Here is a 24,067-nt window from a genome sequence, read left to right on the forward strand (position 1 = left end):
GTAATATAGCTCTTACTTTTTCATCCCCTCTAATTTCAACATTTTTCTCTTTTAATGCTTCTGCAATTATAGGTAAAATTTCATTTGCTATCTTTTCATTTATAATCATTTTCTCTGCTGCATTACAAACTGCTGGTCTAGATGTTTTTGCATTAACTACAATGTTTTTTGCCATTTCAAAATCACAATCTTCATCTATATATATATGACAATTCCCTACTCCTGTTTCAATAACAGGTACTGTTGCATTTTTTACTACAGCTTGAATTAATCCTGCTCCACCTCTTGGAATTAAAACATCAATATATTCATTAAGTCTCATCATTTCTAATGCTACTTCTCTACTTGTATCTTCTATTAATTGAATAGAGTTTTTAGGAAGCCCTGATTCTTCTATAGCTTTAGCTAATACCTTAACAATTGCCTTATTAGAATTTATTGCTTCACTACCCCCTCTTAATATAACCGCATTTCCTGTTTTTAAGCATAGCCCAGCTGCATCACATGTTACATTTGGTCTTGCTTCATATATAATCCCTATAACTCCCATAGAAACTCTTTGTTGTCCTATTTGAAGTCCATTAGGTCTCTTCCACATAGAAATAACTTCTCCTACTGGATCTGGTAATGCAATAATTTGTCTTAACCCATCTGCCATATCTTCAATTCTTTTAGGCGTTAATGATAATCTATCTAACATTGCCTTTGATGTTCCCTTTTCAACGGCAGCCTTTAAATCTAATTCATTTTCCTTTAATATAGCATCTGTATTGTCTATTAATGCTTTTGCCATCATTTCTAAAGTATTATTTTTTTCAGTAGTAGATGCATTACCTAAGTCATATGAAGCTTCTTTTGCATTTTTACCCTTTAAAATTAATTCACTCATTATAATACCTCCATTTAATTATTTTTTACCTATAAATAAAGTACCTATTTCTTCACCACTAAGTATATCTAATAATATTTCTGGTTCTTTTCCATTAGCTAAAATCATATTAACACCAGCTTGTGTAGCTGTTTTTGCGGCTGTTAATTTAGTAACCATTCCACCTGTTCCTAAGTTACTTCCTGCGCCTCCACAGCATTCCTCAAGCTCTGGAGTTATCGTATCTATTTGCTTTATTAGTTTTGAATTTGGATTATTTCTAGGATCTGAATCATAGAATCCATCTATATCAGATAATATTATTAAAAGATCGGCATTTACTAAATTAGCAACTATGGCTGAAAGATTATCGTTATCTCCAAATCTAACTATGTTCTCTATCTCGTCTATTGATACAGTATCATTTTCATTTACTATTGGAACAATTCCCTTTTCAAGTAATGTTTCAAATGTATTACAAACATTTTCTCTAATATGGTCATCTTCTACAACATCTCTAGTAAGTAATACTTGTCCAACAACATGACTGTACTCTCCAAAAAACTTACTATATATATGCATTAATTCACATTGACCTACAGCTGCAACAGCTTGCTTTTCTCTAATTGCAGTTGGTTTTTCCTTTAATTTTAACTTACTTACTCCAACACCTATAGCACCAGATGTAACTAAAGTCACTTGCTTTCCTGAATTCATTAAGTCAGATAATACTCTTGTTAGTTTTTCTATTCTTGTTAAATTAATATTTCCATTATCATATGTTAATGTTGATGTTCCAACTTTTACAACTATTCTATTTGCATTCTTTATTTTTTCACGTTGATTCATACACTATCCTCCAAATTAACTTGGTCTTATTTTCACTATATTCTTAATTTATTATAAATTGTTTTATAATAATTTTCTATATTTATAAATTTAAAAATAGTCTTTCAAATATTTAATTGCAAATAAATAAGAGTTAATAATACTACCAACTCTTATTAGGAATATATTTTTATTAATTTCGTTCAAGGCGTATCATGATAATTATTTAAACAATTTTGAATTTCATTAAAGCAATTTGCAATTGCTAAATCAAAACTTTGAATTAATTGCCTATTTGTTGATTGTTCAACAGAAATTAAAGCGGAGTTAATGTAACTTTGTGCATTTTTTACGTTTTGTAATGATTGTTGTACATCTTGTCTTGCAGTTGACATAATAATTCCTCCTAAAACTCTATATTTCTTTCCCACTTCTATCAATCTCTCTTAATATTATTATCTACCGTTACAGCAAAATAACTCTTTAGTTTTGGTTACATTTTTAATATATTTTTTATCTTGTGCCAATAAATTCATCAAAAAATTTATTTGATAAAAATGCATAAAAATTATTTATTTTTTGCATAATATACTATTGATTTTTAATTAAAATGCATATAAAATTAATATTAATGTATAATTATTAAATTTTAGTGTATAAAGGAGAGAGATATGCAAGCTTCAATAAAAATAAAGCCGTCATTAAAGTCTAATTTGACTTTTATCATACCTTCATTAATTGGAATTCTACTTTTTATGGTTCCTATTAAAAGTGAAGGAGAGATAACAATTCCAGTTGCAATGTTATCTGGATACTTATCTAACTTACTAGGAGGAAGTCTTCCTTATATAATTACAGGTGCTGTAGTAATATCTTCAATTATGAGTATAATAGCTAAAACAGCTAAACCTAAGTGGATTTTAGAAAATGAATTTTTAAATACACTTTTTAATATTAGCCCATTATGGTTTATTACTAGAGTTTTAGGTGCACTATTCTGTTTATTAGTAATAACTGGAGTTGGACCTGACTTTATAAAAAGTGATGTAACAGGAGCATTTGTTTTAAATGATCTTTTAACTATATTATTTACAATATTCTTTTTTGCAGGATTATTATTACCGTTACTACTTAATTTTGGTTTATTAGAATTCTTCGGTGCAATATTAACAAAAGTAATGAGACCTATATTTACATTACCAGGACGTTCATCAATAGATTGTATAACTTCCTGGCTAGGTGATGGAACACTTGGAATAATATTAACTAGTAAGCAATATGAAGAAGGGTTTTATTCTAAGAGAGAAGCTGCTGTTATTAGTACGACATTTTCTGCTGTATCAATTACTTTTAGCTTAGTTGTAATAAGTCAAGTTGGATTATCACATATGTTTATTCCATTTTACTTAACAGTTACATTAGCTGGAATAGTAGCAGCTGTAATAATTCCTAGAATTTATCCTTTACGTAGTATTCCAAATACATACTACAACGATAAACCAAAGAAAAGCAGCGAAGATATTCCTGATGGCTACACATCATTTAGCTGGGGATATGCTCAAGCAATTGAAAAATCCTCTCAAAATACTAGTATTAAAAAGTTTTTTGTAGATGGATTTAAAAATGTAATAGATATGTGGTGTGGCGTTTTACCTGTTGTTATGGCTTTAGCAACATTAGCATTAGTTATAGCAGAATTTACTCCAATATTCCAAATACTTGGAGTACCTTTTATCCCAATACTTGAATTATTACAAGTTCCTGAAGCAGCAGCTGCTTCACAATCTTTAGTAGTTGGATTTGCAGATATGCTATTACCTTCAGTTTTAGCTGCTAACAGCATTACTAGTGAAATGACTAAATTTATTATAGCTTGTACATCAGTTTCTCAATTAATATATATGTCAGAAGTAGGTGGAGTTTTATTAGGTTCTAAAATACCTGTATCATTAAAACATCTGCTAATAATCTTCATAGAAAGAACACTTATAACATTACCTGTTATAGTTTTAATAGCAAATTTATTATTCTAATATAAAAGACATAGGATGAAAAAATCCTATGTCTTTTTTTAAATTTTTAACTTTCTATATCTATTGTAGGTAGCCATTATTTCTTGCTTTCTAGGCATAACTAAGCTTCCCCATCCACCCTTCATTCTTTCAATAGATATTAATCCTTCTTTATCTATTTCATTAATTATTTCATCTATCATATTATTAAAATTAAGGTTTTTATTAACTATATTAGTTTCTGCCCACTTCATTATAGATCCTATAGCATTTAACTGTTCTGTATCTACTAATTGTTCTACAGCTCTTAAATCTATATTTTCTCTATTTATATTGATATTATCTAATCCATTAGCTTTAATCTTAACTCCCTTAGGCCCTTGTTCTATAGTTCCTCTTTTTACTTTTCGATTAAAATTAAACTCTATTTTTAAATTTCTATCTTTTATTCTCTTTATTATTTCGCCTCTTATTAAAGCCTTAGCTTCTTTGGTTACATCTTTAGCTTCATAATTATCCATTTGTATTACACAATCTGCAATATCAAAAAAGTCTCCTGAACTTCCCACAACTATTATTGTAGAAATATCCTTTTGTTCATATAAAGGCTTAACTATTTCTATAAATGGAGTTATAGGTTCTTTTTCTTTTGCAACTAACCTTTGCATTAAATCATCTCTCATCATAAAGTTAGTTGCTGAAGTATCCTCATCTATTAATAAAAGACTAGATTCACTTTCTATAGCTTCTATTATGTTAGCTGATTGCGATGTACTTCCACTAGCATTTTCTGTACAAAAACTTATAGTATCCTTTCCATTTGGAAGGTTATCTATAAATAGAGAAATATCAGTATTAGTTATAGCTCTACCATCTTCTGCTCTAACTTTAAATGCTGAATTATCTGTTATAACAAATTCTCTTCCATCACCATTTATATGATTATATACACCTAATTCCAAAGCTTTTAATAAGGTTGATTTACCATGATATCCACCACCAACAATTAGCGTAATACCTTTTTTTATGCCCATTCCCTTTATTAAACCTCTATTTGGTGTATTTATTTCTACCTCTAATTCCTTAGGAGAAATAAACTTTTTCCCTGACTTTAAAGGTCTTGTAGAAACTCCACTTTCTCTTGGAAGCATAGAACCATTAGCTACAAATGCAACTAACCCCTTAGCCTTAATTTCTTTTCTTATCTCTTCTTGGTCTTCTATAAGCTTAACTCTATTAATTAAATCTGATTTATTTATATTTTCATATTCTAATGTATTTTTCACAATATTAGGTAATACATTAAATAATATCTTTTCTAACTCTTTAGATAAAACACTTCTTCCCCTTGCTGGAAATACTATATAAAACCTTGCTTCTACATTATCTTTATCTATTATTATCGATGTTCTCTCTAATATTTGTTGTGGACATCTACTTATAGAAATTAAACCGCTTTTACCTGAGCCAAATATTTTTTCTCCAAACTTATTTATATTAGAATAAAATAATCTAGTTAAGTAATCTGACGTAGCTATATTTTTATGTTTATAATTAAATAATTTCTCAGGAAATTTTGCTTTTTCCTGCTTTACTACCACTCTAACTCTAGATGGAGATGCAAATGGATCGCCTTGAACATGATCTATATTTAATATATAGTCATTAAAATCATATTCACCTTCTAAATCCTTATATGCTCTATAGCTTTTTCCATCAATCTTATCTAATTGCTGCTTTAACCATTTATAATCTCTCATTTTTTCTCCCTCTATAGCTTACTAAAGTAATCATCTATAAGCTTTTCGCTCATTCTTCTATACATATTACTCATATTAACTAAAGAACATAATAGCAATAAGTTTTTCTCATACTCATCCATTCCTTCTGAACTATTAGCCAACTGCTCTTCTATTATTTCATTTTTTTCATTTATAGATATTTCAGTGTCAATAACATCATTATTGTATTGTTCTAAATAATGCTTATATAAATTTCTTACTGGATATTCTTCACCCTTATCTAGAGTTTCAACTATTTTATTTAAAGATAACTTAATATCATTTATTGATAATGAACCCTTTAAATTATAAATTAAGCTCATCAATATTAAATGCTCTTTACTATACTTTTTATTATTAATAGACATTAACAATTTACCTTTTGCATAGTTGTTAATCATTGTTTTAGTCAATACTTTATCTTCTGTTGTTCTTGTAGCCTCTCCCAGCTTACTTTCAAATAACTGTATAACTTGATCCATATATAAATCTATATCTGGAACTTCCTCTAATGATATTTGCTTTTCTAAATTTAGTTCTTTAAATTTCTCTTTTAATAAGTCTGAGTTCATATTTACCTCCATGTAGTTTATAAAACTACTTACTGTTATCTATATATTTAATAATAATAGTATTTCATAGATATTTCAAGATAAAGTATAAAAACAACTCATATTTCCTTTGAATTCCATATTATAACCTTTGACTAAACATTAAAAATATTAGATAATATCAATATAATAAAACATAGTTTTTAAAACTATATGTGTAAAAGGGGTGTTTTTCTTGCAAAAATATTTACGTGAACCAATAAATAGCTTAACTCATTGGATAGGTGCTATATTATCTCTTTTTGCTTTGATAGCAATGCTTATAAAAGGATTTAATAATGATCTTTCTGGAGTACAAATGTTATCATTAGTTATATTCGGAATAAGTCTTATACTGCTATATAGCGTATCAGCAACTTATCATTCAGTTATATCTACTGATAAAATAATTTTAAATCTTAGAAAGTTAGATCATTCAACTATTTTTATTTTAATAGCTGGATCATATGCGCCATTTTGTTTAATTGCTCTTGGTGGGAAATTAGGAATTACCTTTTTCTCAGTTATGATTTTAATAGCTATTTCTGGAGTAGTATTTAAATTATGCTGGTTTAATTGCCCTAGATGGCTACAAACAGCTCTTTATATAGGTATGGGTTGGAGTGCTGTATTTGTAATTAAGCCCTTATCAGCAGTAATGTCTCCAGTAAGTCTATTTTGGTTAATTCTTGGTGGAGTTCTTTATACTCTTGGTGGAATTCTTTATGGATTAAAGCCAAGCAAACTTAAATTTGGAGCTTTTGGATTCCATGAAATATTCCATATATTTATTTTACTTGGTAGCTTAAGCCACTTTATATGTGTTTTCACATATTTATTATAAAAAGTATTCATAAAAACAAAGAAAGAAGACGGCTAGTCACCGTCTTCTTTTTGTTTTTATATACCACCATAAATTATTCCTAAAACTATTACTAATATAGTTACTATAGTAAACCCATACTTTGCAAATAAGAAAAACTTATTTCCTAACTTTCTTTCAGCCCCCATATTTATTTCTTCTAATATTTCTTCTTTATCCTTTAAGAAGTAGAAAATAATAAATACTATTAAGGCTGCTACTGGAGATACAACTACTGTAATTAAATCTGCAAATCCATTAAATAAATCCATGTTTAAATTTAAAGGAATAGATAAAACAAATGCACTTAAAGCAATTATAATTGTAGCCTTCTTTCTTTCCCATTTTCTTTGAGCCATAAAAGATTCTACTGGTCCTTCTAGCATATTAATTGATGAACTTATTGCTGCAAATATTATACTTAAGAAGAATAATATACATAATACTTGTCCACCAGGCATTGCCTTAAAAATAGTTGGTATTGTTATAAATAATAATGGTGGTCCTGCTGTTGGATCTAGTCCAAAAGCAAATACTGCTGGCATTATAACAAATGATGCTAATAATGCTGAAAAAGTATCTAATACAGCTGTGCTTACAGCTGATCTTGGTATATCCATATCTTTTTTCATGTAACTACCGTAAACAACCATTCCACATCCATTTAATGATACTGTGAAAAATGCTTGTCCTAGAGCCATAACCCAAGTATTTACCTTAAATAAGTATTCCCATTGAGGAGTTAATAAGTATTTAACACCTTCCATAGCTCCAGGTAATGTTATTGATCTAATTCCTAGTAATACAAATATACCAAAAAGTAATGGCATTATAATTTTATTTACTTTTTCTATCCCCTTGGTTACTCCCATACAAACTATAACTAATGCCAATATTATAGCTAGCAAATTCCAACCTATTGTTTCAGGGCTTCCTGAGAAGCTATCAAAAAATGTTGGAATATCAATATTATTTATTTTTCCTGTTGCGCTTAAAGTGAAGTATTTCATTATCCAGCCTACTACTACGTTATAAAACATAAATACTCCTGCTAATCCTACTGCTGGAATTAATCCTAGTAATACTCCTCCTTTTAAACCTTTGTTTTTGAAAATTTTCTTAACAGCTGTTAAAGCACCACCTTCTGATGATCTACCAACTGCAAATTCAGTAATTAATCCTGTAGATCCTAAAATCAAAACAAATATAAAGTACGGTATTAAAAATACTGATCCCCCATTTTGCCCTAACCTATATGGAAACATCCATATGTTTCCTAGCCCTACAGCCGCTCCTATACAGGATAAAATAAATCCTGTTCTACTTGTAAAATTTTCTCTTTTCTTCATATCCTACTGTTCCCCCTTAAATTATATAAATAAAACCACACAGCCTTTGCTATGTGGTTATTAACCAAGGGTTTATATAAAAAAAACCACATAGCATCCTCTACGTGGTTATATTACCTAAAAATTGAGTAAAACAAATCTAACCATCATAGATACAAACTTAAGTTTTAATACTTAATGTATGTACCTATAAATCAATATAAATACATACTATCTATAATAGTTATAATAAAACACGCTATTAACTTTTATGAATCCTAAGCTAATATTTTTACCCATCTCTATACTCCTAAACTTCTTTGTAAATAAATATATCACCAATTTTTGTAAATGTCAATTATAGTATTTTAAATTATTTCAAAATTGGTTCAATTACCTTAAATTTTCTTACTTTTCTTTATGGTTTCAATGAAAATATGTTAAGTTTATGATATAATAACGAAATAAATAAATTTTAGAAATGAGGTCGGTTTTTAGTGATAACTGTATCAAACGTAAGCTTAAGATTTGGTGGACGTAAACTTTTTGAAGATGTAAATTTAAAATTCAACCCAGGTAACTGTTATGGTGTTATCGGTGCTAATGGTGCTGGTAAGAGTACATTCTTAAAAATATTATCAGGTGAAATAGAACCTAATACTGGAGAAGTAATCATACCTCCAAATACAAGAATGTCAGTTTTAAAACAAGATCACTTCGAATATGATGAATTTGAAGTTTTACAAACTGTAATAATGGGAAATAAAAGACTTTATGAAATAATGGTAGAAAAAGATGCTTTATATGCAAAACCAGATTTTACTGATGAAGATGGTATAAAAGCATCAGAATTAGAAGGTGAATTTGCTGATATGAACGGATGGGAAGCAGAATCAGAAGCTTCTTCATTACTTCAAGGTTTAGGAATTGGAACTGATATGCATTATAAGATAATGGGAGAACTTACAGGTTCTGAAAAAGTTAAAGTTCTTTTAGCTCAAGCTTTATTCGGAAATCCTGGAATATTAGTTCTAGACGAACCTACCAACCATTTAGACATTAAGTCAATTAACTGGTTAGAAGATTTCTTATTAAAATTTGAAGGAACTGTTATAGTTGTATCCCATGATAGACATTTCTTAAACACTGTATGTACTATTATGGCTGACGTTGACTTTGGTAAGATTAAGTTATACGTAGGTAACTACGATTTCTGGTATGAATCAAGCCAATTAGCTCTTCAAATGTCTAAGGATCAAAACAAAAAGAAAGAAGAAAAAATTAAAGAGTTACAAGACTTTATCGCTAGATTTAGTGCTAATGCATCTAAGTCTAAGCAAGCAACTTCTCGTAAGAAGTTATTAGATAAAATAACTCTTGATGATATAGAACCATCAAGCAGAAGATATCCATTCGTTGGATTTAAACCTGAAAGAGAAGTTGGTAATGAAATATTAACTGTTGACGGTTTAACTAAAACTATAGATGGTGTTAAAGTATTAGATAATGTAAGCTTCAGAGTAAATAAGGAAGATAAAATAGCATTCCTTGCTGATAATGAAATAGCTATAACTACATTATTTAAAATAATAAACGGAGAAATGGAACCAGATGCTGGTGAATTCAAATGGGGAATCACTATTACTAAAGCATACTTCCCACATGATAACACTCCATTCTTTGAAAACTGTGATTTAAACCTTGTTGATTGGTTAAGACAGTACTCAGGAAACACTGTAGAAGAGCAATCAGAAAGCTATTTAAGAGGATTCTTAGGTAGAATGTTATTCTCAGGAGAAGAAGCTTTAAAGAAAGCTCAAGTATTATCAGGAGGAGAAAAGGTTAGATGTATGTTATCTAGAATGATGCTTTCTAATGCAAATGTATTAGTTGTAGATCAACCTACTAACCATTTAGACCTTGAATCAATAACAGCTGTAAATAACGGTCTTAGAGATTTCAAGAGCGTATTACTATTCGCTTCTCATGACCATCAGTTTGTTCAAACTATTGCTAACAGAATTATCGATATCAAAAAAGATGGTTCTATAGTTGATAGATCTATGACTTATGATGAATACTTAGAGTTCGCAGGAAAGAACTAATATAATAATTAAGACCTAGATAATTACTTATCTAGGTCTATTTTTTACTCTAATATTCTATCTATACATTGGCTTACAGAATCTACATAATAATTAGCTGATTCTTTAACCTTGTCCTCTACATGGTTAAATGTAAAGCTATTTTCTGTTATTTCAAACATAGATAAATCATTATAAGAATCACCTATAGTATATAGCTTTTCTACATTTCCACCATCAAGTTCTAAAACCTTTAGAATTCCATTTCCCTTTGAGCAATTCTTAGGAGCAATGTCTACAAAAGATTGATTTCTAAATATCTCTAATTCGTCTCCAAACTTTTTAATAAGCTCTTCTTTAGCTTTTTCTGCAACATTTATACAGTTATTTCTTACAAACATACTTATTACTGCATATTCTCTATCTTTATTAAAGACTTCATCTCTAGGAACAACACCCTGGAAATAGTTCATATATTCTTCTACTCCATCTGTTGTTATTGGGTCTATAAGATAATTATTTCCATCACTTTCAAAGTGAATGCATACTTCTTTATTGTCTATAAGCTCTTTAAAAACTCTTTCTGCAACATCACTTTTTATATGATTATCGTATATAACATTTCTATCCTTATCTAAGATTACAGCTCCATTACATGCAACTATATAATCATATTTTAATTCAGGATAATTATCAAAAGTTAAATCTATTCCCTTTACACTTCTTCCTGTAGATATTATAAACTTATATCCCTTTTCCTTTAGCTTTATTATTGCATCAATATCATTTTGACTGATCTCATTATCATGTACTAAAGTTCCATCTAAATCACTAGCTAAATATTTCATAATAAGCCTCCCATCCTATGTTTAAATTGAATTTAATTATATCATATGTCCATTATCATTCTCTATATAAAAAGAAAGAGGATTTTACTCCCCTTTCATACTATTTATTATATTTTATATGAAGTAACTCATGTGCTTTTCCGTGTCCTGGTTCTCCCATATAAGTATCATACATCTTCTTTAAAGATTCATTTTCATGTGACTTTCTCTTCTTTAATACTTTATCTTGATTATATAATACTGAAGCTCTTACTGATCTTATATCAATCTTTTCTCTTTCTGCAGCACTTAAATGAGGTTGCCCTCCACCATTTACACATCCACCTGGGCAAGCCATAACTTCAATAAAATGATACTTCTTATCGTTAAGTCTTCCACTTTTAATAAATTCAAATAAGTTTGAAGCTCCATTTACAACTGCTACACTATAATCTAATCCGTTGATTTCTATATTAGCTTCCTTTATTCCATCTAAGCCTCTTACTTGATGATATTCAATATCTTCTAAATATTCACCTTCAACAAAGTCCTTTGCTGTTCTAAGTGCAGCTTCCATAACACCACCTGTTGCTCCAAATATAGCACCAGCTCCAGTGTATTCTCCCATTGCAGGATCTACTTCGCTATCTTCTAAGTTAGCAAAATCTATTTTAGCATCCTTAATCATCTTTGCTAATTCTCTTGTAGTTATAACTGCATCTATATTTCTATGACCTTCATTTTCCATTTCAGGTCTATCTGCTTCGTACTTCTTAGCTGTACATGGCATTATAGTCACAGTAAATACTCTAGCAGGATCAATATCTGAAACTATTGGATAATATGTTTTACTAGCAGCTCCAAATATTTGTTGTGGAGATTTTGCACTTGATAAATTCTCCCTTAATTCTGGGTAGTAATTTTCCACTTGTCTTACCCATGCTGGACAGCATGATGTAAACATCGGGAATGGTCCATTAGCTTCTATTCTATGAATTAACTCCGTAGCTTCTTCCATAATAGTCATATCAGCTCCAAAGTTTATATCAAATATTTTATCAAATCCAAGTCCTCTTAAAGCAGTGTATATCTTTCCTGTTACATCTACTCCATATCCCATTTTAAATAACTCACCCATTGCAGTTCTAACTGATGGTGCCATAGCTACTATTACATGTTTTTCTGGATTTTCTAATGCATCCTTAACTCTCTCAATATGAGATTTTTCTGATAAAGCATCAACAGGACATGCTGCTACACATTGCCCACATAATAAGCAATTAGTATCATCAAAGCATTTTAAATTTTCTGGTCCTACTATTCTTTTATCATCTACCTTTTGGAATGTAATTGCTCTAGTTCCTGTCTTAGTTCTACATGCCGCAACACATCTTCCACAAGTAACACATTTTGATCTGTCTAATACTATTGACTTACTTCTACTATCAACGTATTCTTCTTTATTTTCTACAACAAAAGGTTTTGATGCTCTTGCTTTTGTCTTAATTACTAACTTTAAAAATTCACAATTTTCTCTTCTCTTACAAGGTCCACATTTAAATTCATGTCTATCTAAAAGTCCTGAAACAACCTTTTTAACTTCTTCCTGAACCCTTTCGCTATTTGTCATAATAACCATTCCATCTTGTGGCTTAACACAACATGCTCTAGCTAATCTATCTTGACCTTCAATTTCTACTAAACATACTCCACATTGACCTATATTATTACAATCCTCTAAAAAACATAAAGCAGGAATTTCTATTCCATTATCTTTTGCAATCATTAATATATTTTTATCTTCTTTAACCTGTATTTCCTTACCATCAATAATTATATTCTTCATATTATATGTGTACCTCCACACTAAAATTGTAAATAACTCTATAGTCTACTTTATATTAAAACATTATTGTTAATATTTTATCATATGATTTTGAAAAAATCACTATTCTTTAATAATAATTATTCTTTTAATTTTTTACTCACAATATTTATTGTATTTATAATATCGTTATATTACAACTTCGAATTATCGGAAATAATAGATTCTTTTAACATTTTTACTCCTTTTATCTCCTATTTAGTTTAAATTTGACAATATATTTTTTTATCTTATTTTTATATTTTTTATAAGAATTTTTTATTATGTTTTATGTTAATATAATATTAAAGAATTAATAACAATAAATCTAAGAGGTATTACAATGATAAGAGTTTATAATAGAACGACTAATGAATATGAAGTAGAAAATGTTGCTGGAGAAAATTATATAAAGTGGTCCTATGAATCACCTATTGGTAAAAGCTTTGTTGAACTTATGATAAAAAGAAAGCTTTTTTCTAAATTATATGGATCTTATTGCGATACTAAATTAAGTAAGAAAAAGATAGATAACTTTATTAAAGATTTTGATATAGATATGAATATAAGCTCACAGGATATAAGTGACTTTAATAGTTTCAATGACTTCTTTATAAGACCATTAAAGGAAGAGTCTAGACCTATAAATAAAGATGCAAATATACTACCTTCTCCTGGGGATGGTAGATTACTAGCTTTTACTGATATTGATATAAACCAAATAGTTCAAGTAAAGGGAATTACATATAGCCTATCAGAATTGCTTGGTGATGATAAAATTGCTGAGGAATATAACGGTGGTGTTTGTTTAGTTTTAAGACTATGCCCAACTGATTATCATAGATTTCACTTTGTAGATAATGGGATTCCTTTTAAATCTAATTATATTAAAGGAAATTACTATTCAGTTAATCCTGTAGCCTTAGAAAAAATTCCAAAGCTATATTGTCAAAATAAAAGAGAATGGTCAATATTTAAATCTGAAAACTTTGGTGATATAATTCACGTAGAAGTAGGTGCTACCTGTGTAGGTACAATTCTTCAAACATATACTCCAAACACAAGAGTAAGTAAAGGAGAAGAAAAAGGATATTTTAAATTTGGTGGTTCTACTACTATATTATTCTTTAAAAAAGATACAATTTCTATAGACGATGATATTTTAGACCAATCAGCATTAGGTTTTGAAACAAAAGTTTTAATGGGTGAATCAATAGGTAAAAAAGCGTAGATTTAATTCTACGCTTTAATTTTATTTTATTATATTTTGGATATGTTTTTTAAACTTATTTTCATCTCCATCAAATATAATTAAATGTATGTTCATTTCCTTAGCTCTTTCTTTAACTGATGCCTTTATTGGTTCCTTAGTTGCTACTAGTATTTTATGAACCTTTTCTCCACCAATTTTTTCACTATAAACATTTAATTCATTTAACGCTGTTTCATTATATTTGTCACTATCTTTGCAAGAAATACATATTGGAACAGAATCTTTTATTGCTACAACATCTACTTCATTTCTAATCATTCTAATATCATCATTCCATAAGAATATTACTCCACTTTTAACTTCGTCTACATCCTTAATTTCATTTATCATAATATTAGTTGCCATTTCAAGCCACGTTCCACTTTTAAATATAAATGCCTTTAAATATTCATTTAAAAAATTCACTTCTATTTGTTCATCTTCTATACTTTTATATTTAATCCCATTTAACTCTTTTAACTTTTTTAAAATTGCTTCTATCATTTTTTTATCTTTTATGTCTAAGGCTTTAGTTTTTATTACAACTCTACTTGTATTACCATAATCATGATAAAAAATATTTGCATCATATAATTTTTGCTTATGATTATGCCATAGAGGCAAATTTTTATATATGCATTTAGTTAAATATATTAAATCTTCCTTTTCGCATAATGTTGTAGCATGATTTATTATCTTTCCTCCTGATGCATTTATTACATCTTCAATTTCTAAATCATCAAACTCTTCCTTTAACACTTCTATATCTTTATCAAAGGTGTATAAAGTTTTATTTAAAATATCAACATAAACAGATTTAATATCATTAGTAATACATAAATTACATAAAATCAATGAATTTATTCTTTTACCACCAGTTAAATTTACAATAATTTTCTTACTCTTATGCTCATCTAATATATTTTTTAATTTACTATCATCAGCCTCATTAACGCTAACTTCTTTAAATATAACCTTAGGGAAATTATTTTTATAATATTCTCTCAGAGATTTTAATATGCTTTCATCTTCATTTGATTTTATAAAAACTACTTCATTTGGATTAAACTTTTGGGTAGCTAGAATATTTCCTTGATTATGATCATCTACTTGGTTAATTAAAACATCTATCTTCATCTCTCTACCTTCTTTTTTATTAAATATGTTTTCTTTAATTTTCCCTATACTTATTTATTTTATTAAAAAAAGAGATTTCCTAACGGAAATCCCTTTATAAATTTATTTTATTTAAATAGCTTTCTTGCTAAATATACGCCTGAACCTGATGCCATCATTAACCCTCTAGTTAAACCTGCTCCATCACCTATAGCATAAAGATTTTTTATATTAGTTTCTAGATTTTCGTCTAATTTAACAGCATTAGAATAGAATTTAATTTCTGGTCCATATAATAAGTTATCTGGATTTGCAAACCCGCTAACTACCTTATCCATTTCTAAAATAAAATTAATTATATTAGTCATAGTTCTATATGGTATTCCTAATGTAATGTCTCCTGGCATAGCTGTTTTTAAAGTAGCCTCTACAGAATTGTCGTCTAATTCATTTTGCCAAGTTCTTTTTCCATTCAATATATCTCCAAATCTTTGAACTACTACATCACCATTAGATAAAAGATTTGTTAATTGAGCTACCTTTTGAGCATACTCTATTGGCTTGTTAAATGGATCAGTAAATTTATGTGAACAAAGAATTGCAAAGTTTGTATTTATACTTTTCTTTTCCTTGTATGCGTGTCCATTTACTAATGATAATCCATCATCATAAACTTCTGCTGCAACAAAGCCATCTGGATTTTGGCAGAAAGTTCTTACCTTATCTTTAAATGGAGCTATTTCTCCTATAAACTTTCCTTCATACATAAGCTCATTTACTCTTTTTATATCTCCTTCAGATTTCATTTCAAATCTTACTCCGATATCAACTACACCAACTTCTTTTTCAATATTATGTTTATCGCATAAATCTGATAATACATCAGCACCATTTCTTCCAACTGATACTACTATCTTATCTCCATAAAATCTATCATTTGCTGTACAAACGCCCTTAGCTTTTCCATCTTCTATAATTAAATCAGTAACAGGTGTTTGGAATAATATCTCTACCCCATTATTTATTAAATAATCTTCTAGTTTGCCATATAGTTCCCTAGATTTTTCTGTTCCTAAATGTCTTATTGGAATATCAACTAAGTTAATATTAAATCCTTTAGCCTTATTTTTTATTTTTCTTATTTCATCCTTATGCTCTACACCAGCTATGTTTTTTTCTCCACCAAATTCTAAATAAATTTCATCACAGTAATCTATTAATTCTTTAGTAGCACTGTGTCCAATAACTTCAGGAAGATTTCCTCCAACTAAAACTTCTTGAGATTCTGAATCATATAATGATAGCTTTGCATCTGAAAATGCTCCTGCTCCTGCAAATCCTGTTGTAATATTGCAATAAGGCTTACATTTAACACATTTATTTAATTGAGGGATAGGGCAATGTCTTTTATGAACTGACTTTCCCTTTTCAATTATTAGAACCTTCTTTTCAGGATGTATTTTACTAAGCTCATAAGCCGTAAATATTCCACTTGGCCCTGCTCCAACTATTATAACGTCATAATTTTTATTATCTCTCATAAATTAACTCCCCTTTTCGAATATTTTCATAAATCCACTAAATATTATACGCCTTTTCTTAGTAATATCAACATATTTATTTCTTTTTCTAATTTTTTGTTCGATTTTACACAAAAAGTAACAGTAATACTGATAAATCTATTAGTATTACTGTTACTAAAATTATATTTTATATACTCTTTTCAAATATTTTATTATATATTATATCTAAAACTTCTTTTTCCTTTAAATTTTCGCTCCAAGTATCCATTTTTATTAGTTTATCTTTAGAAAGCATTATCATCATATTTCCACTATTCATGGCGTATATCTTTATATTATTGGAAATATTTTCTTCCGTAACTTCAAAGTCCACATCTAAGTCTTTCCAATGACCTAATATTTTATCTAAAGTATAATTTATTACCCATTCATAATCACTTTTTACTAGTTCATAGCTTACAAATCCTAATTTACCTTCTACACTATAGTATTTTCTTGATCCTAATATACTTTCTCTATAATCAAGATACGCATGACCATCTTCAATTCTCTTATCACCTAAATCTTCTATAGTTAATTCATACTCTTCTCCACCAACAACTATTTCAGCTTCATTGTCTACTTTTAAAATATTAATATTTAAATAAGTTATTAATATAGAAAAAGTTACTATACATACTGTTAATTGTGCAATTATATTCATTTCTCTCTTTTTCTTGCTACTATGATTTGTTCTTTTTATAAAATATCTTGATATTGGTACTAAACTACAAGAAATTAAAATAATTAGTATCATCACTATATCAATAAATCCTTCTGATACTGAAAAATATATGAAATATAACATAATAGCTGCTATAGTTATATTTCCTATCAAAACTTTTATAAAGGAGTTAAAGAATCCTTTATAAATTACTTTTTCTTCAACATCTAAATTTTTTCTTGCATTAAATCTCCATGTAAAATAATTTATAATAGATAATCCTTCTTCAATTATAAATAATCCTATAAAGATTAATGATATTAACTGAAAGTTATAAAATAAAAAACTAGTATCATAATTGCCTATTGTATTTATATATTGTGTGTACATCATCATACATACTATAAATAAATTTAATAATACATACTTTTTTGAAACCTTATTAATTGCTTCAAACTTTTCTCTTTCATCTGTATGAATATCTATTATTTCTAAATCTTCTTCACTATAATAAACTTGAATCTTATCTCTTTCACATATAAAGTTCCAACCAACTTCTTCACAGTAATCCCTATACTTCATAGATTCATCACTATCTCTTAAATCAAAAAAAGAAACCTCATCAATCATATTTATCGAATACTTTAACTTCCTTGGCTCTATTCTCTTTAGCTTTAAAAAATATCCTCGTATATCTTCTAATATCCATCCCCTTAATGCCATATTATTTAAATATTTTTCTAAATCCTCATATTCAAATGGCATAAATCTATAAAATACCCATTTAGTTTTTATTAATTTCAAGTTAATCCTCTCCTAAATATTTTTTTCCATCTTTTATTAAAATATTTAATCTATTAAATTCTTCCTTTAAAATATCCATACCCTTTTGCGTTATTATATAACTTCTTTTTCTTCCTATTACTTCTGTTTCTCTTATCATTTCTTCCTTTTCAAATTTTCCTAATAAAGCATATAAAGTTCCTGGTCCTATCTTTACTCTTCCATTTGAAATATCATAAACAGCTTCCATAATATCAACTCCACAACACTCTTCCCTTAATGAAATTAATATATAATACATTTGCTCTGTTAAATTTTGAAATTGTTCTCTTGCCAACTAAACACCCCCAACATCGATAATCGATATTTATGTTTTAATTTTAATATCGATTATCAATATTGTCAATAAAATCCTAAAATTCCTTCTATTTATCATATATAAAAATCTTCTATTTTTACTTATATTACTTAAAAATATTTTCCTTAGATACAATTCCAATACTAAAGTTTACTTTAAATATTATCCTCCGTAATTTTTCAAATACGAAAAAAGTCCTATAATAAATTATAGGACTTAACTAATGGTACGGCGGAGAGGATTCGAACCCCCGACCAACTGGTTCGTAGCCAGCTACTCTATCCAACTGAGCTACCACCGCATATTAATTTTTTAACAATTTAAATATTACCATAAAGAGCTTTATAAATCAAGGAAAGATTGAAAATTGTAGGAGTTTTATAAATTTAAAACTCCTAACTTAAATATATATCTGAAAACTCTATTTCCAACATTTGTATTTTTGCACTTGGACATCTTATTGTAATATCATCTGATTCTTCTATTCTTACTCTAGGAATTTTAACTATAAATTCAGTTCCATCACCATTTTCACTTACTACACTAACTTCACCATCATGTGACTTAGTTAAATAGTTTACTAAATCTAAACCAATTCCACTTCCTATATTTTCATTTTCTTTTTTCTTTGTTGTTTGGAAAAATCTATTAAATATTTTTTCTTTATCTTCATCTGATATCCCAGGCCCCTCATCCTTTATAGATATCTTAATGTTATTTTCATCTATAAACATATTTATAAAAATATTTGTATTAATAGGTGAAAATTTTATAGCATTTGATAATAGATTCATTATTATTCTATCTATAACTTCTGGATCTATTGCAGCAATGCATTCTTCTTTGTTTGTATCAAAAATTAATTGAATGTTTTTTTGCTTTGCATATCTATCTATACAACTTACTGTTCCTTCTACCATTGATATAATATCAATGTTTTTCTTATCAATCGTATAATAATTATTCTCAAATTTAGTTGCATCTATTAAGTTGTTTACAAGCTTTAGCATTTTTAAGCTATTTCTTTTAACCATACTTATATATTCAATTACTTTTTTGTCTGCTACTTCTACATTACCACTTTCAATGCATTGTACCACACTTAGAATTACATTTAGATGTGCTCTTAAATCATGAGAAATATTTAATAAAAAACCTTCTTGTTTATTATTTTTTTCTATTAATATATCTAGTCTATCCATTAATTCATTATATGGAACTTTAAATATATCATCTTGTAGTTTATCATTAAGTTCTTCTAAAGTAGTTGTAGAATCTTTTGTATTGTTATATTTATTATTTATCATCTACTCAAACCCCTTCATATCACTTTCTATATACCCATTTACTTACCCAACCAAAAATATTTTACCATATCCATTTTTTTCTAACAACCTTTTAGGATAAAATTTAATCTATTTATTAATATTATTTAACTAATATACAATAATTTTTACATTTATATATATTTCTCCAAAAAGTAATGGGATACCCTTAAGTATCCCATTACTTTTAATTAATTTCTGGCTTTAAACTATTAATAGCTAAAACTAAATATACTCCTGCAATAACTATTGAAAAACTTCCAATAGGTACTATTAATTTTAATATAGTTGGTAATGTCATTGAATATAATGATATCTTTAATAAATCTTTATATTTTATCTTTATTCCATAAATTTTATTTGCCACTAATCCAGCTAATGATACAACAAATCCTGTTAATAATATAGTTAAATAAACTGATAGTATTGTAACTAAAACCATAATGTATTTAAATGCACCTATCTTATCTATTAAGCTTAAAAGTGATGCATTATCTACATGAGTAGGTACTAATGGTATTTCAGAATACTTTAATTCATATTGAGTTCCATTATTTCTTGCTATTATACCATCTTTAAAAAATACTATAGACATATCCTTATGTACTACCTTGCTTCTATAGCTTTCTGCTTCTGATAGTAATTTATTACTATCAACTATACTTATTACACTTCCTGACTCCTCAATATATGGTGAGTTTTTAAAATCTAATATTCCATTATCCATAACAAACTCAAACTCAGAGTTGCTTAACACTTCATTTGAAGCCTTTTCTACCACTGAAACTAAGGCTATTTGAGATCCACCTAAAAATAAACCGATTATTAAACTTAATGTTAAAACAAATACAAGTGCCTTATTTAATCCTTCCTTTATTAGAATAGGATATTTCTTAATTTTAAAAATACTAATGTTAAGTCTATTAAAAAAATTTAATTTCACTTTTTTAGCTACCTCCATTTATTTTCCTAATTCTACTTATAATCCATTCTATCACACCACTCTCTATTAATAAATATATCCTTATTTTATAAAAGTTAAATTTTTAAGATTAAATTTTTTATTTTTTGTTAACTATTATAAGTATATCGATGTATTTTATGAAAGGTGGCTATATTATGAGATATAAATATAATAGTTTTAAAGATAATAAGAAAACCAAAGCTTTTAATTATAAAATATTAATATTATGTTTAATTTTTATTTTTCTAGGATTTGGTGCTAATATATTTTCTAACTATAGATATAAATCTGTAACTAATGATTTCTACACAGCATTCAATAGTTGCGATTTTGATAAAGCAAAAAACATTTTAAGTGATAAATCTTTTCCTTTAAAAGAGGATTTAATGAAAAAAGATTTAACTAATTATTTTGTTGGAGTAATAGATAAAATTTGTACTGCCGCTAATAATGGCGAAATATCTGACTCCCAAGCTTTAGTTGTATTAGAAGAAATCGAAAAATATAATATTTTAAATTCATCATTAAACAAGCTTATAAGTTCTTTTGGTGGTTCATCCTATGCTAAAGAACAACCTGAAGATATTCCTAATATAAATTCAAAAAATGAATCTTTTAATTTAGGAGTAACTGCATTTAAAGATAAAGATTATGAAACTGCTATAAGCTATTTTAATGAAATAGAAAGCTCAGAAGATGAATATACTTCTGCTCAAGATTATATAACAAAGTGCCAAGAATCCTATAAAAATAAATTAATACTAGATTCAGATGAGTTAATTGCTAATAAATATTACACAAAAGCTATTGATCTTCTTAATGGATACAACAGAAGTATACTTTCTGAAAATGATGAAGATATATTAGCTAAAATAGGATTTATAGAAATGGTTAGAGATGAATACTTAGAAAATATAGCTAGCGAAGATAGTGAATATACTTCTAATGCTATTCTCCAATCCATTACTATTTCTAATGTAAATACATTAAACATAGAAAGCAAAACCCCTTATTTTGTTTATTTAAATTTAGCAGAACAAAATACATATGTTTATGAAGGTTCAATGAATGATTGGACTCTAATTAAAACATTCGAATCATCAACAGGATTGCCAGGTAAGGAAACCCCTAAAGGTGTGTTTTCTGTAACTGGTAGAGGTGATTGGTTCTTTTCTGAAGAGTTTATGCAAGGTGGAAAGTACTGGGTTCAATTTATGGGAGATTATTTATTCCATTCACTTCCCTTTAATAGAGATCAAAGTGAAATTGTAGATTACACCCTTGGAGTTCCAGCATCTCATGGATGTGTACGTCTTGAAGTTGAAGATGCTAAATGGCTATATGATAATGTAGGAAATGATACAAAAGTTATAATAAATTAAAACTAAAAAACCTTAAATAAAGATAGCTTTACTTTTGTAAGGCTATTTTTATTTTAAGTTTCTTTATAAATAACTATATAGCCTTTAAACTTATATTTTATGATATTATAAGTTTATATTTGTAATCTTAAAGGAGACATAAAATGAATATTTATATACCTAATAATGTTAAATTTATTATAGATAGATTTTTAAATAATGGTCATAATGCCTTTATGGTCGGAGGATGTGTTAGAGATAGTTTACTTGGAAACACACCAAAAGATTATGATATTACAACTTCTGCATTACCTGAAGAAACCTTAAAGTTATTTGATAAAACAATCCCAACTGGAATTAAACATGGCACTATTACTGTAATGCTTAATAGTGAACCTTATGAAGTAACTACCTTTAGAACAGATGGTGATTATAAGGACAATAGGAGGCCTGACTCTGTCGTCTTTGTTAGAAATATTAAAGAAGATTTATCTAGAAGAGACTTTACTATAAATGCATTAGCTTATAATGAAAAAGATGGACTAATAGATTATTTTAATGGTATTACTGATTTAAACAACTCAATAATATCTTGTGTAGGCAATCCTGATGAAAGATTTAAAGAAGATGCATTGAGAATGCTTAGAGCAATTAGATTTAGCTGTCAGCTTGGATTTGATATAAAGGAAGATACCTTCTTAGCTATTAAAAACAACTGCAAATTAATTAAAAATATAAGTCCTGAAAGAATAAGAGATGAGCTTTGTAAAATACTTATATCTAATAATCCGTCTCTTGGAATTCAACTTTTAGAAGATACAAATATTCTAGAAGAAATACTTCCAGACCTGCATAAGCTCGTTAAATATACACCAAATTGCAATAATCATAATAGAGATGTCTTTGCACATACATTAAAAGTTTTAAGTAAAACGTCTAATGATTTAACTTTAAGACTATCTGCTCTTTTCCATGATATAGGCAAGTTAAAAACTATGACATTCTTAGAAAATGGACATTGCTATTTTCCTGGACACAGTAGAGAAAGTTCTATTATGACTAAAGAAATTTTATCAGATTTAGCATTTGATAACGCAACTATATCAAATGTTTGCTCATTGATAGATAACCATTTAGTCTTAAATGTTGACCATTTACCAAGTGATGGAGAAGTAAAAAGACTATTAAACAAAGTAGGATCACATAATATCTATAAATTATTAGATCTTCAAAGAGCTGATGTAAATTCTCTTTGGGCCCCTGATCCATTTTTATATAAAATAAACTTTATATCTGAAAGAGTTGATTATATATTAAAAAATAATGAGCCTTTAACTATAAAAGACTTAGATATAAACGGAAAAATCATTATTTCTGAACTTAATATTTCTCCTGGAAAAATATTAGGTGAGATATTAAATTATTTATTAGAACAAGTTTTAGACAATAGTTCCTTAAATAATAAAGCTACATTACTAACATTATCAAAAGAATATTTAAACAATAAAAATCCAGATTAAAAATTAATCTGGATTTTCTCCCTTAAGGTAATATTAAATATGATAAAGTAACTAAAGTAGCTTCCCAATGATATAAAGATTTATTTTTATCTTTCTTACGGCTATATAAAGTAAATCC

Annotated in this window: 20 protein-coding genes and 1 tRNA gene; 6 read left to right on the forward strand and 15 right to left on the reverse strand. The window is 27.7% G+C overall.

All coding sequences use genetic code 11. The features are described 5' to 3' along the window. The 3 genes from ACRDBA_RS03830 to ACRDBA_RS03840 form a co-directional block, all read right to left on the reverse strand. On the reverse strand, nt 1-889 hold an 889-nt coding region (locus ACRDBA_RS03830), incomplete at its 3' end, for a glutamate-5-semialdehyde dehydrogenase (protein WP_438571605.1). A gap of 18 nt (nt 890-907) precedes the next feature. Continuing rightward, complete coding sequence (gene proB, locus ACRDBA_RS03835; RefSeq protein WP_438571606.1) at nt 908-1,717, reverse strand: glutamate 5-kinase; 810 nt, start codon at nt 1,715-1,717, stop codon at nt 908-910. A gap of 182 nt (nt 1,718-1,899) precedes the next feature. Continuing rightward, nucleotides 1,900-2,091 (reverse strand): hypothetical protein, encoded by a 192-nt coding sequence (locus ACRDBA_RS03840; protein WP_438571607.1) that lies wholly within the window; start codon nt 2,089-2,091, stop codon nt 1,900-1,902. Between the two features lie 276 nt (nt 2,092-2,367). Here ACRDBA_RS03840 and ACRDBA_RS03845 point away from each other — a divergent pair, with 276 nt between their 5' ends. Continuing rightward, the gene (locus tag ACRDBA_RS03845) at nt 2,368-3,729 is read left to right on the forward strand and encodes a YjiH family protein (RefSeq protein ID WP_438571608.1); all 1,362 of its coding nucleotides are present in this window, start codon (nt 2,368-2,370) and stop codon (nt 3,727-3,729) included. A 38-nt stretch (nt 3,730-3,767) separates the two neighbouring features. Here ACRDBA_RS03845 and ACRDBA_RS03850 read toward each other — a convergent pair whose 3' ends face one another. Together ACRDBA_RS03850 and ACRDBA_RS03855 are read right to left on the reverse strand one after the other, a co-directional pair. Beyond that, a complete protein-coding gene (locus ACRDBA_RS03850) occupies nt 3,768-5,468 on the reverse strand; it encodes an ABC-ATPase domain-containing protein (protein WP_438571609.1) in 1,701 nt (566 codons plus the stop codon). 11 nt (nt 5,469-5,479) lie between these two features. Further along, complete coding sequence (locus ACRDBA_RS03855; protein ID WP_438571610.1) at nt 5,480-6,061, reverse strand: DUF1836 domain-containing protein; 582 nt, start codon at nt 6,059-6,061, stop codon at nt 5,480-5,482. 214 nt (nt 6,062-6,275) lie between these two features. On the opposite strand from ACRDBA_RS03855, the gene trhA reads away from it, so the two are divergent. After that, the gene (gene trhA / locus ACRDBA_RS03860) at nt 6,276-6,923 is read left to right on the forward strand and encodes a PAQR family membrane homeostasis protein TrhA (RefSeq protein WP_438571611.1); all 648 of its coding nucleotides are present in this window, start codon (nt 6,276-6,278) and stop codon (nt 6,921-6,923) included. A 56-nt stretch (nt 6,924-6,979) separates the two neighbouring features. Here the strand turns inward: trhA and ACRDBA_RS03865 are convergent, their stop codons facing one another. Next, on the reverse strand, nt 6,980-8,290 hold the full coding sequence (locus ACRDBA_RS03865; protein ID WP_438571612.1) for a sodium-dependent transporter: 1,311 nt from the start codon (nt 8,288-8,290) through the stop codon (nt 6,980-6,982). A 476-nt stretch (nt 8,291-8,766) separates the two neighbouring features. On the opposite strand from ACRDBA_RS03865, the gene ACRDBA_RS03870 reads away from it, so the two are divergent. Next, nucleotides 8,767-10,374 (forward strand): ABC-F family ATP-binding cassette domain-containing protein, encoded by a 1,608-nt coding sequence (locus ACRDBA_RS03870; protein ID WP_438571613.1) that lies wholly within the window; start codon nt 8,767-8,769, stop codon nt 10,372-10,374. A 44-nt stretch (nt 10,375-10,418) separates the two neighbouring features. On the opposite strand, the gene ACRDBA_RS03875 is transcribed toward ACRDBA_RS03870, so the two are convergent. After that, nucleotides 10,419-11,201 (reverse strand): HAD family hydrolase, encoded by a 783-nt coding sequence (locus tag ACRDBA_RS03875; protein WP_438571614.1) that lies wholly within the window; start codon nt 11,199-11,201, stop codon nt 10,419-10,421. 100 nt (nt 11,202-11,301) lie between these two features. Then, a complete protein-coding gene (locus tag ACRDBA_RS03880; RefSeq protein WP_438571615.1) occupies nt 11,302-13,026 on the reverse strand; it encodes a ferredoxin hydrogenase in 1,725 nt (574 codons plus the stop codon). 361 nt (nt 13,027-13,387) lie between these two features. On the opposite strand from ACRDBA_RS03880, the gene ACRDBA_RS03885 reads away from it, so the two are divergent. After that, a complete protein-coding gene (locus tag ACRDBA_RS03885; protein WP_438571616.1) occupies nt 13,388-14,275 on the forward strand; it encodes a phosphatidylserine decarboxylase in 888 nt (295 codons plus the stop codon). Nucleotides 14,276-14,296: 21 nt separating this feature from the next. Here ACRDBA_RS03885 and ACRDBA_RS03890 read toward each other — a convergent pair whose 3' ends face one another. From ACRDBA_RS03890 to ACRDBA_RS03920, 7 genes are all read right to left on the reverse strand, one after another. Then, nucleotides 14,297-15,433, reverse strand: coding sequence for a Card1-like endonuclease domain-containing protein (locus ACRDBA_RS03890; RefSeq protein WP_438571617.1), 1,137 nt, complete (start codon nt 15,431-15,433; stop codon nt 14,297-14,299). A gap of 107 nt (nt 15,434-15,540) precedes the next feature. Then, a complete protein-coding gene (locus ACRDBA_RS03895) occupies nt 15,541-16,953 on the reverse strand; it encodes an NAD(P)/FAD-dependent oxidoreductase (protein WP_438571618.1) in 1,413 nt (470 codons plus the stop codon). Nucleotides 16,954-17,122: 169 nt separating this feature from the next. After that, entirely contained in the window at nt 17,123-18,442 is a 1,320-nt protein-coding gene (locus tag ACRDBA_RS03900; protein WP_438571619.1) for a DUF2812 domain-containing protein, read from the reverse strand. A 1-nt stretch (nt 18,443) separates the two neighbouring features. Continuing rightward, nucleotides 18,444-18,758, reverse strand: a complete 315-nt coding sequence (locus tag ACRDBA_RS03905) for a PadR family transcriptional regulator (RefSeq protein WP_438571620.1) — start codon at nt 18,756-18,758, stop codon at nt 18,444-18,446. A 245-nt stretch (nt 18,759-19,003) separates the two neighbouring features. Continuing rightward, a tRNA-Arg gene (locus ACRDBA_RS03910) sits at nt 19,004-19,080 on the reverse strand. A 94-nt stretch (nt 19,081-19,174) separates the two neighbouring features. Beyond that, nucleotides 19,175-20,086 (reverse strand): sensor histidine kinase, encoded by a 912-nt coding sequence (locus ACRDBA_RS03915; protein WP_438571621.1) that lies wholly within the window; start codon nt 20,084-20,086, stop codon nt 19,175-19,177. A 205-nt stretch (nt 20,087-20,291) separates the two neighbouring features. Continuing rightward, nucleotides 20,292-21,047: a DUF1189 family protein gene (locus ACRDBA_RS03920; RefSeq protein WP_438571622.1), complete on the reverse strand. Its 756-nt coding sequence runs from the start codon at nt 21,045-21,047 to the stop codon at nt 20,292-20,294. A gap of 176 nt (nt 21,048-21,223) precedes the next feature. Between ACRDBA_RS03920 and ACRDBA_RS03925 the strand changes: the two genes are divergently transcribed. Both ACRDBA_RS03925 and ACRDBA_RS03930 read left to right on the forward strand, forming a co-directional pair. After that, complete coding sequence (locus ACRDBA_RS03925; protein ID WP_438571623.1) at nt 21,224-22,450, forward strand: L,D-transpeptidase; 1,227 nt, start codon at nt 21,224-21,226, stop codon at nt 22,448-22,450. A 143-nt stretch (nt 22,451-22,593) separates the two neighbouring features. Then, nucleotides 22,594-23,949 carry a CCA tRNA nucleotidyltransferase gene (locus ACRDBA_RS03930; protein ID WP_438571624.1) on the forward strand — a complete coding sequence of 452 codons (1,356 nt, stop codon included), beginning with the start codon at nt 22,594-22,596 and terminating at the stop codon, nt 23,947-23,949. Nucleotides 23,950-24,067 lie beyond the last annotated feature (118 nt).

The organism is Clostridium sp., from assembly GCF_051654825.1.
In the GTDB taxonomy this organism is placed as follows: domain Bacteria; phylum Bacillota; class Clostridia; order Clostridiales; family Clostridiaceae; genus Clostridium.